This window comes from Achromobacter sp. EB05 (genome assembly GCF_044232075.1).
In the GTDB taxonomy this organism is placed as follows: Bacteria; Pseudomonadota; Gammaproteobacteria; order Burkholderiales; family Burkholderiaceae_B; genus Achromobacter; species Achromobacter dolens.
Genome location: NZ_CP155917.1, coordinates 2,664,517 through 2,678,525, shown reverse-complemented (window position 1 = coordinate 2,678,525; position 14,009 = coordinate 2,664,517). Strand labels below are relative to the sequence as shown.

14 protein-coding genes are annotated in these 14,009 nt (G+C 63.3%); 6 read left to right on the top strand and 8 right to left on the bottom strand.

What is annotated here, in order from left to right; genetic code table 11:
* Positions 1 to 52 precede the first annotated feature (52 nt).
* The 5 genes from AAID08_RS12345 to AAID08_RS12325 all read left to right on the top strand — a co-directional run bounded on the left by AAID08_RS12345 (position 53) and on the right by AAID08_RS12325 (position 5,065).
* A complete protein-coding gene (locus AAID08_RS12345; RefSeq protein WP_144658095.1) occupies positions 53 to 925 on the top strand; it encodes an aldo/keto reductase family oxidoreductase in 873 nt (290 codons plus the stop codon).
* A 72-nt stretch (positions 926 to 997) separates the two neighbouring features.
* Complete coding sequence (locus AAID08_RS12340) at positions 998 to 1,648, top strand: NUDIX domain-containing protein (RefSeq protein WP_049073378.1); 651 nt, start codon at positions 998 to 1,000, stop codon at positions 1,646 to 1,648.
* Between the two features lie 90 nt (positions 1,649 to 1,738).
* Positions 1,739 to 2,581: a ribose-phosphate diphosphokinase gene (prs, locus tag AAID08_RS12335; RefSeq protein ID WP_395757694.1), complete on the top strand. Its 843-nt coding sequence runs from the start codon at positions 1,739 to 1,741 to the stop codon at positions 2,579 to 2,581.
* Positions 2,582 to 2,601: 20 nt separating this feature from the next.
* A complete protein-coding gene (locus AAID08_RS12330) occupies positions 2,602 to 4,293 on the top strand; it encodes a nicotinate phosphoribosyltransferase (protein WP_395757693.1) in 1,692 nt (563 codons plus the stop codon).
* Positions 4,294 to 4,408: 115 nt separating this feature from the next.
* Positions 4,409 to 5,065, top strand: a complete 657-nt coding sequence (locus tag AAID08_RS12325) for a hypothetical protein (RefSeq protein WP_064523920.1) — start codon at positions 4,409 to 4,411, stop codon at positions 5,063 to 5,065.
* A gap of 79 nt (positions 5,066 to 5,144) precedes the next feature.
* Here the strand turns inward: AAID08_RS12325 and AAID08_RS12320 are convergent, their stop codons facing one another.
* The 8 genes from AAID08_RS12320 to AAID08_RS12285 form a co-directional block, all read right to left on the bottom strand.
* A complete protein-coding gene (locus AAID08_RS12320) occupies positions 5,145 to 6,110 on the bottom strand; it encodes a LysR family transcriptional regulator (RefSeq protein ID WP_395757692.1) in 966 nt (321 codons plus the stop codon).
* Between the two features lie 92 nt (positions 6,111 to 6,202).
* Positions 6,203 to 6,937, bottom strand: coding sequence for an amino acid ABC transporter ATP-binding protein (locus tag AAID08_RS12315; RefSeq protein WP_054502760.1), 735 nt, complete (start codon positions 6,935 to 6,937; stop codon positions 6,203 to 6,205).
* Between the two features lie 63 nt (positions 6,938 to 7,000).
* Positions 7,001 to 7,690, bottom strand: a complete 690-nt coding sequence (locus AAID08_RS12310) for an amino acid ABC transporter permease (protein ID WP_006386294.1) — start codon at positions 7,688 to 7,690, stop codon at positions 7,001 to 7,003.
* Positions 7,683 to 8,372, bottom strand: coding sequence for an amino acid ABC transporter permease (locus AAID08_RS12305; protein WP_006386293.1), 690 nt, complete (start codon positions 8,370 to 8,372; stop codon positions 7,683 to 7,685). Before AAID08_RS12305 ends, AAID08_RS12310 begins: the two co-directional genes overlap by 8 nt.
* 16 nt (positions 8,373 to 8,388) lie before the next feature.
* Positions 8,389 to 9,210 (bottom strand): ABC transporter substrate-binding protein, encoded by an 822-nt coding sequence (locus AAID08_RS12300; protein WP_054496940.1) that lies wholly within the window; start codon positions 9,208 to 9,210, stop codon positions 8,389 to 8,391.
* Between the two features lie 72 nt (positions 9,211 to 9,282).
* Entirely contained in the window at positions 9,283 to 10,536 is a 1,254-nt protein-coding gene (locus AAID08_RS12295; RefSeq protein WP_395757691.1) for an aminotransferase class I/II-fold pyridoxal phosphate-dependent enzyme, read from the bottom strand.
* Positions 10,533 to 11,213: an RraA family protein gene (locus AAID08_RS12290; RefSeq protein ID WP_054498853.1), complete on the bottom strand. Its 681-nt coding sequence runs from the start codon at positions 11,211 to 11,213 to the stop codon at positions 10,533 to 10,535. Before AAID08_RS12290 ends, AAID08_RS12295 begins: the two co-directional genes overlap by 4 nt.
* 119 nt (positions 11,214 to 11,332) lie before the next feature.
* Entirely contained in the window at positions 11,333 to 11,662 is a 330-nt protein-coding gene (locus tag AAID08_RS12285; RefSeq protein ID WP_395757690.1) for a hypothetical protein, read from the bottom strand.
* 481 nt (positions 11,663 to 12,143) lie between these two features.
* On the opposite strand from AAID08_RS12285, the gene AAID08_RS12280 reads away from it, so the two are divergent.
* A complete protein-coding gene (locus AAID08_RS12280) occupies positions 12,144 to 13,916 on the top strand; it encodes a DUF262 domain-containing protein (RefSeq protein WP_395757689.1) in 1,773 nt (590 codons plus the stop codon).
* Positions 13,917 to 14,009: the final 93 nt, after the last annotated feature.

Sequence of the window (14,009 nt, the reverse complement as noted above, 5' to 3'; positions counted from 1 at the left end):
GCACGCCCCGCGCCGCCCTAGACTCGCTGTCATTCCCTCCCTGGAGCACGTCATGACCTCGATTCAACAAGCCGGCGCCTATGCGCTGGGCGACCTGACCGTCAACCGCCTGGGCTACGGCGCCATGCAACTGGCCGGCCCGCACGTATTCGGACCGCCCAAGGACAAGGCGCAAGCCCTGGCGGTGCTGCGCGAAGCGCTCGAACTCGGCATCAACCACATCGACACCAGCGACTTCTACGGCCCGCACATCACCAACCAACTGATCCGAGAAGCGCTGCACCCCTATCGCGACGATCTGGTCATCGTCACCAAGGTCGGCGCGCGCCGGGGCGACGATGCCTCGTGGCTGCTGGCCAATTCCCCCGCCGAACTGGAATCGGCCGTGCACGACAACCTGCGCAACCTGGGCCTGGACGTGCTGGACGTGGTCAACCTGCGCCTCATGTTCGACGTGGCCGGCCCCGCCGAAGGCGACATCGAACAGTCCTTCACCACCCTCGCGGAATTGCAGCGCAAGGGCCTGATACGCCACCTGGGCCTGAGCAACGCCACCGCGCGCCAGGTGGCGCAGGCGCGCGGCATCGCCGACATCGTCTGCGTGCAGAACCAGTACAACATCGCCCACCGCGCCGACGACGCGCTGATCGGGCAGCTTGCGCAAGATGGCATCGCCTACGTGCCGTTCTTCCCGCTGGGCGGCTTCTCGCCGCTGCAATCGGCCACGCTGGAGCGCGTGGCCGCGGAGTGCCAGGCCACGCCGATGCAGACCGCGCTGGCCTGGCTGCTGCAACGCTCACCCAACATCCTGCTGATCCCGGGCACCTCGTCGATCGAGCACCTGCGGCAGAACGCCGCCGCGGCCAGCCTGGCGCTGCCGCCGCGGGCCGTGGCCGAACTGGACGGGATCGGCGCCGCGGGCTAGTTCAATGGGCGCGGTTGACCAATCCGCCGCATAGTGGCACCTTACCCCGAAGTGCCACGCCCGGAACCCCACTTGGACCACCCACAGCCCCTCGTCACCGTCGACGCCGTCCTGCTCACCCTGCGCGAGACCGGCCTGGAAATCGCCCTGCACCCGCGCGACCGCGCGCCGTTCAAGGGCGCCATGGCCTTGCCCGGCGGCGTGGTGCACGTGGACGAAGACGCCAGCACCGAGGCCAGCATCCGCCGCGTGCTGCGCGAGAAGACCGGCTTCGAGCCGCGCTACCTGGAGCAGTTGCAGGTGTTCTCCGGCCCCGACCGCGACCCGCGCAAGTGGTCGCTGTCGGTGTCCTACGTGGCGCTGGTGCCGGCCGCCGAACTGGAGGCCGCCCCGGCGGGCTTTCGCTTCGTCAGCGTGGACGCGCTGCCGCCGCTGGCCTTCGACCACGCCGACATCGTCGCCGCCGCCGTGGCCCGCCTGCGCGGCAAATCCAGCTACTCCACCCTGCCGTTCTTCCTGCTGCCCGAACGCTTCACCCTGACCGAGCTGCAGCGCACCTACGAAGCCATCCTCCAGACCACCCTCGAGAAATCGAACTTCCGCCGCAAGATGGAAGCCTGGGATGTGCTCGAAGCCACCGACGACTACGCGCTCGGCGCGCAGCGTCCCGCCCGCCTGTACCGCCTGAAAGACTTCGCCCTGTTCGACCGCAGCGTCGGCTGACCTCGCGCCGAACTCCACTTAGTTGCAAACAAACAATAAGTAGGCTTATACTTGCCTCACTTAGTTTTAATTTGCCACTAAGGCCAAATCATGTTCACCCTCACCGCGGTAGTAGCAGGACAACGCCACACCGATACGCCCAGCGCGTTCGTATTCCCCGGCGGCGAAAGCCAGGTCACCGTGCCCGCTGCCTTGCAGGCCCGCGCCGACGCGGCCAGCGAATTCCGCATCCACGCCCTGCTGAAATCGGCCGACGACGTCATGCAGTTGCTGCTGCTGACCGACGCCTTGCGCCGCCTGAACCCGGCCGCGCCCGTGCACCTGGACCTGCCCTACGTGCCCTACGCCCGCCAGGACCGCGTCTGCAATCCGGGCGAGGCGCTCGGCGCGGCGGTGTTCTGCAAGCTGATCAACGACCAGCAATACGCCACCGTCACCGTGGTCGAACCGCACAGCGACGTCACCCCCGCCCTGCTGCAACGCGTCCGCGTCATCGACGCCGCCGCCTTCCTGAAGAACGCGCTGGCCAACCCCGCCTTTGCCAACGGCGTCACCCTGATGGCGCCCGACGCCGGCGCCCGCAAGCGCGTGCAGGCCCTGGCCAAAAAGCTGGGCGTGGCCGACGTGCGCTACGCCGAAAAAGTCCGCGACCCGCAAACCGGCCGCATCACCGAAACCCGCGTGCCCGACGACATCCCCGCGCAACCGGTGCTGGTGGTCGACGACATCTGCGACGGCGGCCGCACCTTCCTGGAACTGGCCAACGCCCTGCGCGACAAGACCGAACAGCCGCTCTATCTGTACGTCACCCACGGCCTTTTCAGCAAAGGCTTCGTCGAACTGAATGCCCGCTACGCCGGGATCTACACCGCCTATGACTGGACCGCCAGCGAAGGCGCCGGCGCGCCCGTGGTCGTCACCCCCAACAACTGAGCACGAAGAAGGACTCCATCATGAATGCCCCCGTCCCCGCCACCAAGAACGGCATCAACCCCTTGCTGCAAGCCGACTTCTACAAGACCGGCCACCCCTTCCAGTACCCCAGGGGCACCAACAAGATCCTGGCCAACTTCACCCCGCGCTCGGCCCGGCTGGCGCCGGTGCTGCCCGAACTGTTCGACAACAAGATCGTCTGGTTCGGCCTGCAAGGCTTCATCAAGGAAATCCTGATCGACCTGTTCAACCGCGAATTCTTCGGCAAGCCCGCCGGCGCCGCCGTGCGCCAGTACCAGCGCCGCGTCGACAACGCGCTGGGCAAGGGCGCGGTCACCGTCGATCACCTGCGGGCGCTGTATGACCTGGGCTATCTGCCGCTGGAAATCCGTTCCCTGCCCGAAGGCGCCCGCGTCGACATTCGCGTGCCGCCCGTCACCTTCGTCAACACCAGGCCCGAATTCGCCTGGCTGGTCACCTACATCGAAACGCTGTTCAGTTGCGAATCGTGGAAGCCGTCCACCGTGGCCACCATCGCCTTCGAATACCGCAAGCTCCTGACCTACTTCGCCCGCCTGACCGGCAGCCCGATGGACTTCGTCAACTGGCAGGGCCACGACTTCTCGATGCGCGGCATGGCCGGCCTGTACGACGCCCGCAAGAGCGGCGCCGGCCACCTGCTGTCGTTCACCGGCACCGACACCATCCCGGCCATCGACTACCTGGAAGACCTGTACGGCGCCGACTCGGACCGCGAACTGGTCGGCGGCTCGGTGCCCGCGACTGAACACTCGGTCATGTGCCTGGGCAGCAAGGAAGGCGAAATCGAAACCATCCGCCGCCTGGTCACGCAGGTCTATCCGGCCGGCATCGTGTCGGTGGTGTCGGACACCTGGGACTTCTGGCAAGTGGTCACCGACTTCGCCGCCGCATTGAAGTCGGAAATCCTGGCGCGCCAGCCTGATCCCTTCGGCAACGCCAAGGTCGTATTCCGCCCGGACTCGGGTGATCCCGTGAAGATCCTGACGGGCTACTTCTGCACCGACATACCCAGTGTGGAAGACGCCGCAGCCCTGGCCGCCGCCCGTCGCGACGGATTCGAAGCCGTGCGGGATATCGAGACCGGCCGCTACTGGCGCCTGGACGACGACGCCCGCGCCAGCCAGGCGCTGCGCGAGGCCGAAGTCAACGGCGCGGTGCAATGCCTGTGGAACATCTTCGGCGGCGTCGTCACCGAGCGCGGCTACAAGCTGCTCGACCCGCACGTCGGCCTGATCTACGGCGATTCGATCACCCTGGCGCGCGGCCGCGACATCCTGGTGCGGCTGGAAAGAAAGGGATTCGCGTCGGGCAACGTTGTGCTTGGCATTGGCTCGTACACCTATCAATACCTGACCCGCGACAGCTTCGGTTGGGCGCTGAAGGCGACGTATGCCGAGGTCAATGGCGAACCGCAGGAACTGGTGAAGGACCCGGTCACCGACTCCGGCGTGAAGCGGTCGGCCAAGGGCTTGTTGCGGGTCGATGAGACAGCGACGGGGTATGTGTTGCACGACCAGCAGACGCCGGAGCAGGCGGCCGGCGGCGCGCTGGTGCCGGTGTTCCGGGATGGGGTTCTGCTGGTGGAGCAGGATCTGGCGCAGATCCGGGAACGGTTGCAGGGGTCGTGGGTTTGTCCGGAGCCGGGGAGCATTGAATGGGGACGGCGTTGATGAGGCATACGAAGCACCCGGGACTCTGTCCGCGATAAATCTGGGAAAAATGGAAAAACTGAAAAAAATTGGCTAAGCTGGCAATCAACCTGACTGTTCGCCTGAGGAGGTGACCATGGGCCTGCCCACCCGAAAGTACCAGGCGACTCCCAAAGATGTCCGGGCGATTGTCAATGGAAGCTATCCAGGCGATCCCCACGCAGTGATCCAAAGCATGGCGTCCACGCTGGCCAAGGAGCTTTCCCCGCTCCAAAAACCTGGCCACACGGATGCCCTGCTGAGCATTCTTGTGCGACAGCTCGAAGACTGGTTGGGATGTGACGCAAATCTAGCGCTGCCTGAAGAAAAGGCGACCGCGCTGCCAGTTACCATGTGGTCTCCCGCCGAGGTGGTGGCCAAGCAAAAGCTGAGCGCGTTGACGACCCTGTATCGATACGACAAGGCCGGCAAGCTCTATTGCGTGAAGCCGTCAGCGAAGCAGAACGGGCGCATGTTCCCGGCCTGGCAGTTCGTTGATCCGGTTCCCAGCCTTTTGCCGCATGTCATCACCGAGTTGCGTGGAGTGTTGCAGTTCGAGCTTCATGCTTTTTTCGTTACCCAGCAAGACGACCTCAATGAACTATCACCCGCGGAAATGTTGGCGGGGCTGCCGTTTGAAAATCGAGGCGCAGTATCGCCCGCACAGGCGCGACTGCTCTCGCTTCCAACGGCAGAACGGTTGCAGCGGGTTCTGGCGCTTGCACGGTATGCAGGAAGGGGCATGACTGATTGAAATCGGTCGTATGCGATTTGATGAACCAACGCGTTACGAGCCGCCGTCTCACCTACAGGCACTAGTTCCCAGTACCGCCCTACTCCCCGCCCGCCCCCACCGCCGGCGGCACATGCGGCAGGAATGCCCCCGCCACCTCGAACGCGCATTCCTCCCGCGCAATATCGATCACCCGCGACACCACCGGATTGACGATGCTCTTCTTGTGCACCGCGTAGTAATTAATCGTCGGCAAATCCGGCTGCACATCCAACTGGCACAGCGCCCCGCGCTCGACCAGTGGCGCGAAATACGCCCCCGGCAGGTAGCTGATGCCCAGCCCCAGCATCGTCAACTGCGCCATCATGCCCAGGCTGTTGCAGGTCAGCACCCGCTTGACCGACAGGCCCTGCTCGGCGAACCAGGCATCGTATAGATGCGACAGCGCCGAATTGGTCGGCTGTGAGATCACCGGGTACGGCGCCAGGTCCTGCGGCGCCAGCCTTGCCGAGAAATCGATGTCCAGCGACGGGCTGGCCATCCAGACGTTGGTCACCGCGCCCAGATGGACGCAGTCGTATTGATAGCTCCAGAACGGCCCCGGCATGATGGCCAGGTCCAACTGGTCTTGCTCCAGCCGCTCGTACAGCGTGATGCCGCCATCGATCTCGGGCATCAACTGCACCTTGGGATAGCGCAGGCTGATCTGGCTGACCAGCCGCGCCAGCCAGGTCATGCCGACCAGTTCGGTCACGCCCAGCCGCACCACGCCCTCGAAGCTGGCCGGATCGGCCATGTTCTGCACGATGCGGCTGTTCAGGTCCAGCATCTCGCGCGCCAGCTCGAACAGCTTGCGGCCCTGGGCCGTCAGCACCAGCTTCTTGGCGCGGCGCTCGAACAGCGGCGCGCCGGCGAAGGCTTCAAGCTCCCCCACCCGCTTGGCGACCGCCGACTGGGTCGTGTGCAGCTTGCGCGAGGACGCGCTGAAGCTGCCCAGTTGCGAGCTCCAGTAGAACGCCTCCAACTGTTTGAGGGTGTACATCGCGGCGGTGGATGTGAAATGCATGAAGAACCCTCACATTATCGTCGACAGGCGCGCGGCTGCGCGCCGTCCGGTCCACAAGGAGCGCCGGGCGGACGGCAAGCTCCGCGCCCGCACTACCCCCGCGGATGCAGGATATCCGCCAGAAACCGCTGCGCCCGCGGATGCCGCGGCGCGCTGAAGAAGCGCTCCGGCGTATCCACCTCCAGGATCTCGCCCGCATCCATGAACACCACCCGGTCGCATACGTCCCGCGCGAAACCCATCTCGTGCGTCACGCAGACCATGGTCATGCCGTCCTTGGCCAGGCCCTTCATCACCTGCAGCACCTCGCCCACCATCTCCGGGTCGAGCGCGCTGGTGGGCTCGTCGAACAGCATCACCGGCGGTTGCAGCGCCAGCGCCCGGGCGATCGCCACGCGCTGCTGCTGGCCGCCCGACAGCGAACCGGGATAGGCGTCGATCTTGTGCTCCAGCCCGACCCGCGCCAATAGCTGGCGCGCCAGTTCGGTGGCCTGCTTGCGCGGCTGCTTGCGGATGTTGACCGGCGCGAACACCACGTTGTCCAGCACGCTCATGTGCGGAAACAGGTTGAACTGCTGGAACACGAAACCGATCTTCTGGCGCAGCGCGTTCAGGTTGACGCCCTTGCCGTAGATGTCGGCGTCGTCGATCAGGATGCGGCCCTTCTCGATGGGTTCCAGGCGGTTGATGGTGCGGATCATGGTGGACTTGCCCGAGCCCGACGGCCCGCACACCACCAGCACCTCGCCGCGCGCGACCGACAGGTCCACGTCCTTCAGAACGTGATGCACGCCATACCATTTATTGACTTTCTCAAGCTTGATCATGATGAATTCCGATAAGCGCCGGCTCAGGGCCTGTTCTCGCTAAAAGGGGCCACGCACGAGGCCCTAGGCCATGGCGCGCTGGCGGCGGATGCGCAGGTCCAGCCACGACAGGCCGCGGCTCAGGCTGAAGCACACCAGGAAATAGATGATGGCCAGGATGCCGAACACCTGCAGCGGCTTGGTCAGCACCAGGTTGTTGACCTGGTTGGCGGCGAACGTCAGTTCGTTCACGCTGATCACATACCCCAGCGAGGTCTCCTTGATGGTCGAGACGAACTGGCTGGTCATGCTGGGCAGCACGTTGAACAGCGCCTGCGGCAGCACCACCCGGCGCATCGTGGTCCAGTAGCCCACGCCCAGCGAGCGCGACGCCTCGATCTGGCCGCGCGGCACCGCCTCGATGCCCGAGCGGATCACCTCCGACAGATAGGCGCTCTCGTACACCACCAGCGCCGCGATCAGCGTCCAGAAGCCGCTGATCACCTGCCCCGTCAGCTTCGGAATGACGAAGTACGCCCAGAAGATCAGCATCAGCAGCGGCATGCCGCGCACCACGTTCACCAGCGTCTTGCTGGCCACGCGCAGCCAGCCAAACGGACTGACCCGCGCCAGCGCGATGGCCAGCGCCAGCGGCAGCGACAGCGCCAGGCCGCACAACGCCAGGATCAGCGTCAGCGCCAGGCCGCCCAGCGGCCCATTGGGGTATTGGCCGACCAGCAGCGTCGGCCAGTATTGCGACAGGAGATCAAGCACCGTGGCCTCCCCGGTTCAGGCGGTAGCGCGCATAGATGCGCGATCCGATCAGCATGATGAGGAAGGATCCCAACAGATACATGAGGGTCGCCGCGCCAAACGTGGCGAAGGTGCGGTAGGTCTCGTTCTCGATCTCGCGCGCCTGGTAGGTCAGCTCCATCACGCCGATGGCCATGGCCACGCTGGTGTTCTTGAACAGCAGCAAGGCGCGGCCCACCAGCGGCGGGATGGAAATCCGCACCGCCTGCGGCACGATCACGAAGCGCATGCATTGCAGATAGCTGGCGCCCAGCGCCCGGGCCGCCTCGAACTGCGTGCCGGGAATGGCGCGCAGCCCGCTGCGGATGTCCTCGGCGATATAGGCGGCCGACCCCAGCGCCAGCGCGATCGCCGCCAGCGACATCTCGGCGTTGTGCTGGTACAGCCACATCCGGAAACCCTCCGGCAGCAGCTCGGGCATGCCGAAGTACCAGAACAGCACCTGCACCAGCAGCGGCACGTTGCGGTGGTATTCCACATAGGCGTCGACCAGCCAGCGGCACGGCGCCAGGTTGGTGGCGCGCACCACGACCAGCGTCACCGCGATCGTGAACGCCATCACCCAGGACACCAGGAACAACTGCAGCGTCACCACCATGCCGCTGGCCAGCAACTGGTATTGCGAAGCGTCAAGTAGGCTCATTGCGCGGTACCGGCGTTCAGCCCGCGATGGGGCCGATCTTGAAACCGCGCTCGAGCTTGTACGGCGTCTGCGCGCCGAACCACTTGTCGAACAACTGCGCGGCCACGCCCGAGCTTTCCGCCTCGTCCAGCGCCTGGTTCACCACATTCAGCATGCCCGGCTCCGACTTGCGCACGCCCAGGCCCCACGGCTCGTCGAACACCGACTTGGCGATCACGCTGACCGGCGCCGTCGGCGGGCTTTGCAGCACCAGGCGCACCAGCACCAGTTCCGACGCGAACTGCGCGTCCACCTTCTTCTGCTGCAGGGCCAGATACGTGGCCGAGCTGTCGCCGTAGCCGATCACCTGCGACTTATCGAGAATGCGCTTGATCTCGCGCTCCGAACTGGAACCTTTGGTCGCGCCGACGCGGCGGCCGTTCAGCGACTCGATCGTGTCCAGCCCCGAATCCTTGCGCACCAGCAGCTTCTGCGGGCTGACGTAGTACGCGTGGCTGAAAGCGATCTGCTGGGCGCGGTCCGGCGAATAACCCAGGTTCGCCGCCAGGATGTCGACACGGCCCTCGTTCAGCTCCGGCACGCGCGCCGCCACCGACAGCAGCTTGTAGCTGATCTTCACGCCCAGCTTGTCGGCCACCAGCTTGCACACGTCCACGTCATAGCCCACCAACTGGCGCGTCGCCGCGTCCTGGAAACTGAACGGCTGCGACGTGCCCAGCGTGCCGCAGATCAATTCGCCGCGGGCCTTGATGTCCGCGACCTGGTCGGCGCGGGCGCCAGCGCCCAGCGACAACGCGGCCAGGCCCAGGCAGGCGGCGATAAGTGAATGGCGTTTCATGGTGATTCCCCTTGTGTTGTGGTTTGAACAGAAAAACGGAACCGGCCCGCTCGTCGGCGGGCCCGGGAACAACTAGGCGAGCTTGGCGCAGGCCTCGCGGATGCCCGCGCAGCCCTGCCGGATATCGTCCAGCGACGCCGCGAACGACAGCCGGAACGTGCCCGGCGCGCCATAGGCATGGCCGTCGATCACCGCCACGCCTGCCTCGCGCAGCAGGTAATGCGTCAGGTCGGTATCGGTGCGGATCTCGACGCCTGCCGGCGTGCGCTTGCCCAGCAGCCCCGAGCAATCCGGAAACACATAGAACGCGCCCTGCGGCACCACGATCGCCAGCCCGGGCGTACCGGACAGCTCCGCCACCGCCAGGTCGCGGCGCTCGCGGAAAACGCGGGCGAACTCCGTCACGCAGTCCTGCGGCCCCGACAGCGCCTCCAGCGCCGCCGCCTGGCTCACCGACGACGCGCCCGACGTGCTCTGCGACTGCAGAATCGCCATGGCCTTGATCAGCTCGTCCGGCCCGGCGCCGTAACCGATGCGCCAGCCCGTCATCGCATAGGCCTTGGACACGCCATTGACCACCAGCGTGCGCGCCGCCAGCGCCGGCGCCACCTGCAACGGATGCACCGTCGGCGCGTCAGTGAAGTTCAGCCGCGCATAAATATCGTCCGTCATCAGCCAGACATGCGGATGACGCTCCAGCACCGCGGTCAGCCCGCGCAGCTCGTCGGCAGTGTAGACCGAGCCCGTCGGATTGCTGGGCGCGTTCATCATCAGCCACTTGGTGCGCGGCGTGATGGCGCGCTCCAGCGCCTCCGGCGTCAGCTTGTAATCCGTGGCCGGCGTGGTCGGCACCGTCACCGGCACCCCGCCGTTGACCAGCACCATGTCCGGATACGACACCCAGAACGGCGCCGGAATCAGCACCTCGTCGCCGTCATTAAGCGTCGCCGCCAGCCCGTTGAAAATCACCTGCTTGGCGCCCGTGCTGACAATGATGCGCGCCGCCGGGTAATCGACGCCGGTCGCTTCCAGCAGATGCGTCCGCGCCGCCTTGCGCAGCGCCACCGTGCCCTGGGCCGGCGGATACTTGGTCTCGCCCCGGTTCATCGCGGCCGTGGCCGCCTGGCGAATATGCTCCGGCGTCGAGAAATCCGGCTCGCCGATCGTCAGGTCGATGATGCGCCGGCCCTGCTCGCGCAGCTCGGCGATGATCGCGCGCGCCGCCACGCTGGGCGACAGCTTGATGCGCTTGATGCGGTCGGCGACGATGCTGGCGGCTTGCGAGGGCTGAGTCTGAGCCTGGGTTTGCGTCGGGGCTTGGTTCACTTCGCGGCTCCCGTCTTCTCGGCCAGCGTCTTCTCCAGCCAGGGCTTGGTGTAGGTGCCGGCGCGCAGCTTCTCCTTGGCCACCGCCTCGTCGGCTTCCTTCTTGACCGCCAGCGCCAGCACCGCCGCGGCATGCTCGGCGGGAATCACCACCACGCCGTCGGCATCGCCGACCACCACGTCGCCCGGGTTGACCACCTGGCCGCCCACCGACACCGGCACATTGATCTCGCCCGGGCCATCCTTGTACGGCCCCTTGTGCGACACCGCGCGCGCAAAGCAGCCGAACTGCCCCTGCGCGAACACATCCAGGTCACGCACCGCGCCGTCGATCACGAACCCGGCGATGCCGCGCCCCTGCGCATCCATCATCATCAACTCGCCGACCAGCGCATTGCTGGTATCGCCGGCGCCATCGACCACGATCACATCGCCCGCGCCACCCAGCGAAATCGCCTTGTGGATCATCAGGTTATCGCCCGGCCGCGTCTTCACGGTCAGCGCCAGGCCGACCGTGCGCTGGTTGCCGGCGTGCAGCGGACGCAGCCCGCTGACGCCGTACAGGCGGTTCATGCAATCGCTGATCTGGGCCGAGCCAATGGCGGCAAAACCGGCCAGCACGTCAGCGGCGACGGCCGGCGCGGGCCGGGGAAGAATGCGGTATCCGATGGGATTCATAGCGAGGAATTTTCTTGAAGGCGTGAACGGCAATAAGCGAACACGCATTACAAGGCCTCGCGGGGCGATCCTCAAAACGATATAAATTCCCGGTTATGTAGGAATTATTTTCGTGGATGCTATTGGATCGCGGGGGGAGCGTTATGGGTGGGGTTGGGGGCTTCCCTGTCGTCGTCGGATTGCAGGGCCTGGTCGAGCATGGCTTCGATCAGGGTGCCGAGGTGCTCGCAGAGGCTTTCTACGCCGCCCATCAGGGCGGTGATGGCCCAGGGGTCCAGCGGTGGAGAGCCGGTGGCGTCGGGTTCGGACGCGCTGTTGCCGACCATGCGGGCGATGGTCTGGATGGCGTAGCGGGTGCGGTCTAGGTGGTGGAGGTGGGAGAGGGAGACGGGGCCGGATTCGCGGCCGGTGTCGATTAGCCAGGGGTTTTGGGTGAGGGGGTGCAGCATGGGGACTGCCTCCTATAGGGAAATTAAGCCGCAAATCGTTGCGGCTGTTCGCCTATAGCTTTCCGGCTTCCAAACCGGCACTGGAGAGGTGATAGTCATGAGTGTATGGCGACATGGCGGCATGTTGGATGCAGGCGGGACAATTTCGCCATCGGCACTTGGCGTCCTACTGCCAATGTCCACTTTCGACCCGTAAGAGACGTTCAAGCACTGGCGGCGGCAACGGCCGCTTCGAGCGGCGCAACGGGCGCGCACCGCGTGAGAAGCGACAGCTTGCGAAGGGGTATTGCGGCTAACCCGCGACTATGAACCGGTGGCGGGATATTCAGCGTTCATCAAGGAATTTCCGCGTTCGAAGATGAGTACTGAGCTCCCTTTTTGCTTACATGAAAACTCCTAAACGCCCAAGCCTGCCTTACAATAAGCGATCCGCGGGCCATTGAGCAGTTCGCTCCAGCAGCCCTTTGAAAATGAGAGAATAATGGCCGAATTAGCGTCACAACCTACGTCGATTCAGACTCTCTATGGCTGGTATAGGGAGAACAGACTTTTTGTCAACCGACGATACCAACGCAAGTTGGTATGGACACAACTCGAAAAGCAAAAGCTAATTGAGTCAATTCTCAAGAAATATCCTATTCCTGCAATTTTAGTCGCTGAAAGAGAAGACGCCGCCGGGACTTACGAAATCATCGATGGACTTCAGCGACTTCATGCCATTGTCTCGTTCATCGAAACATCATTTCCTACCCTCGATGGAAAGCTGTTCGCGCTTGAGTTCTTCCCAACAGCGATGAGCAAAGCTGACGAAGGTGTTTTTGTTCCGAATGTAAACGACTCTCTTCTTAGCCAACGCGAAGTGACAACGATACTAGATTACTCGCTCGCTCTCTCCGTTATGCGAAATGCAAGCGAGGCGGAGGTTAATGATGTGTTCGGACGGATCAATACCTACGGACATCGGCTGAGTGACCAGGAGCGTCGACAAGCGGGTGTACAGAATGATTTTTCGAATATGGTGCGGGGCATCGCTTGCACCATTCGCGGAGATGCTTCTGCGGATGTGCTCGAATTGGCGTCCATGCCGTCTATTAGCATCGATTTGCCGATGACGAAGCATGGCTATGAGATCCAAGCGGACGAGGTCGTATGGGTTACAGAAGGAATTCTAAGGTCAACCGATTTGCGTGACAGCATGGATGAGCAATGCATTGCAGATATTGCCGCATGCATTGTGGGTGGTCAGCTAATTGAGCGTTCGAAGGACGCGTTAGATGATATTTTTTCTGTGGGTAGTGATAGCAGCGACAGGATTTTGAATGCACTTAAACTTTACGGATCCGACAAATTTTCGGAGGAGTTTAAATACTGCTTTGACGAAATTCTGAAGATTTGTACGGCGGATGGATCAGCCGACAAGTTGAGAGATATTGTTTTCACGAAGAAAACCACGAACGCGTTTCCTTCCGTTTTCGCAATCTTGTTGATTTCGATTCATGAGCTTGTAGTGCTCGAGCGTAAGAAAGCTGCTGATTACTCCGGCCTCAAAAAGGCGATAACCAACATTGACGAACGGCTGTTGATTGGCAGAAAGGCCACGTCACCAGAAGAGCGGCGTCGGAACATTGACACCGTAAAGGGGCTTATGCGAGACATGTTCGTGGAGGCCGACGTCGCGGAAGAGATATACGGGAACCACGCCACTACGGACATCGACGTGATCATCCGACGTTCTGAGATCGAACTGGCAGATTATGAACTCAAACAAGGCATGCTTTCCCTCGGGAACGACCGGGCGGTCGATCATGGCTTAGTTGAAAAAGTCATCAAAACTATTGCAGCGATTGCGAACAACGGACCTGGTCGGGCCGGAAAATTAATCATAGGGGTCACGGACAAAGATGCCGACGCGGCACGGGCGAAGGAACTCGACCGAATCGAACCGAAACGCGTCGGTAAGCGTTACGTTGTCGGAGTCAACCGCGAAGCGAAGGTCATGGGGCTCTCGGTCGAAGAATATTTCTCGAAGTGGAAACATGCCATCAAGAATTCCGACCTTTCCGATCACCTCAAGGACGCGGCATTGTCAAGCATGGATTTTAATTCATACTACGATTTGGGTGTCATAGTCATATCCGTGCCTCCTCAAAAGGAATTGAGCTTTGTTGGCGATGAGCTTTACTGGCGTGACGGGGATGCAACAAAATTAGCGGATCAAGCTAAGCAAATTGCGAATTTGGCGAAGCGGTTCTGAGAATTTGCGTCGCGCATCGATGGAGTCGTGTGAGGGGCTGCTTGTTGTAGCAAAGCTGACACTCCGGCGTCAGCTTGCAAATGCGAGCCACCT

Bases quoted from the DNA above. Each gene is read 5' to 3' on its own strand.
- AAID08_RS12345 (WP_144658095.1), top strand. From the start codon at position 53: ATGACCTCGATTCAACAAGCCGGCGCCTATGCGCTGGGCGACCTGACC.
- prs (WP_395757694.1), top strand. From the start codon at position 1,739: ATGTTCACCCTCACCGCGGTAGTAGCAGGACAACGCCACACCGATACG.
- AAID08_RS12320 (WP_395757692.1), bottom strand. From the start codon at position 6,110: ATGCATTTCACATCCACCGCCGCGATGTACACCCTCAAACAGTTGGAG.
- AAID08_RS12280 (WP_395757689.1), top strand. From the start codon at position 12,144: ATGGCCGAATTAGCGTCACAACCTACGTCGATTCAGACTCTCTATGGC.
- AAID08_RS12290 (WP_054498853.1), bottom strand. From the start codon at position 11,213: ATGAATCCCATCGGATACCGCATTCTTCCCCGGCCCGCGCCGGCCGTC.
- AAID08_RS12285 (WP_395757690.1), bottom strand. From the start codon at position 11,662: ATGCTGCACCCCCTCACCCAAAACCCCTGGCTAATCGACACCGGCCGC.
- AAID08_RS12315 (WP_054502760.1), bottom strand. From the start codon at position 6,937: ATGATCAAGCTTGAGAAAGTCAATAAATGGTATGGCGTGCATCACGTT.
- AAID08_RS12325 (WP_064523920.1), top strand. From the start codon at position 4,409: ATGGGCCTGCCCACCCGAAAGTACCAGGCGACTCCCAAAGATGTCCGG.
- AAID08_RS12330 (WP_395757693.1), top strand. From the start codon at position 2,602: ATGAATGCCCCCGTCCCCGCCACCAAGAACGGCATCAACCCCTTGCTG.
- AAID08_RS12305 (WP_006386293.1), bottom strand. From the start codon at position 8,372: ATGAGCCTACTTGACGCTTCGCAATACCAGTTGCTGGCCAGCGGCATG.
- AAID08_RS12300 (WP_054496940.1), bottom strand. From the start codon at position 9,210: ATGAAACGCCATTCACTTATCGCCGCCTGCCTGGGCCTGGCCGCGTTG.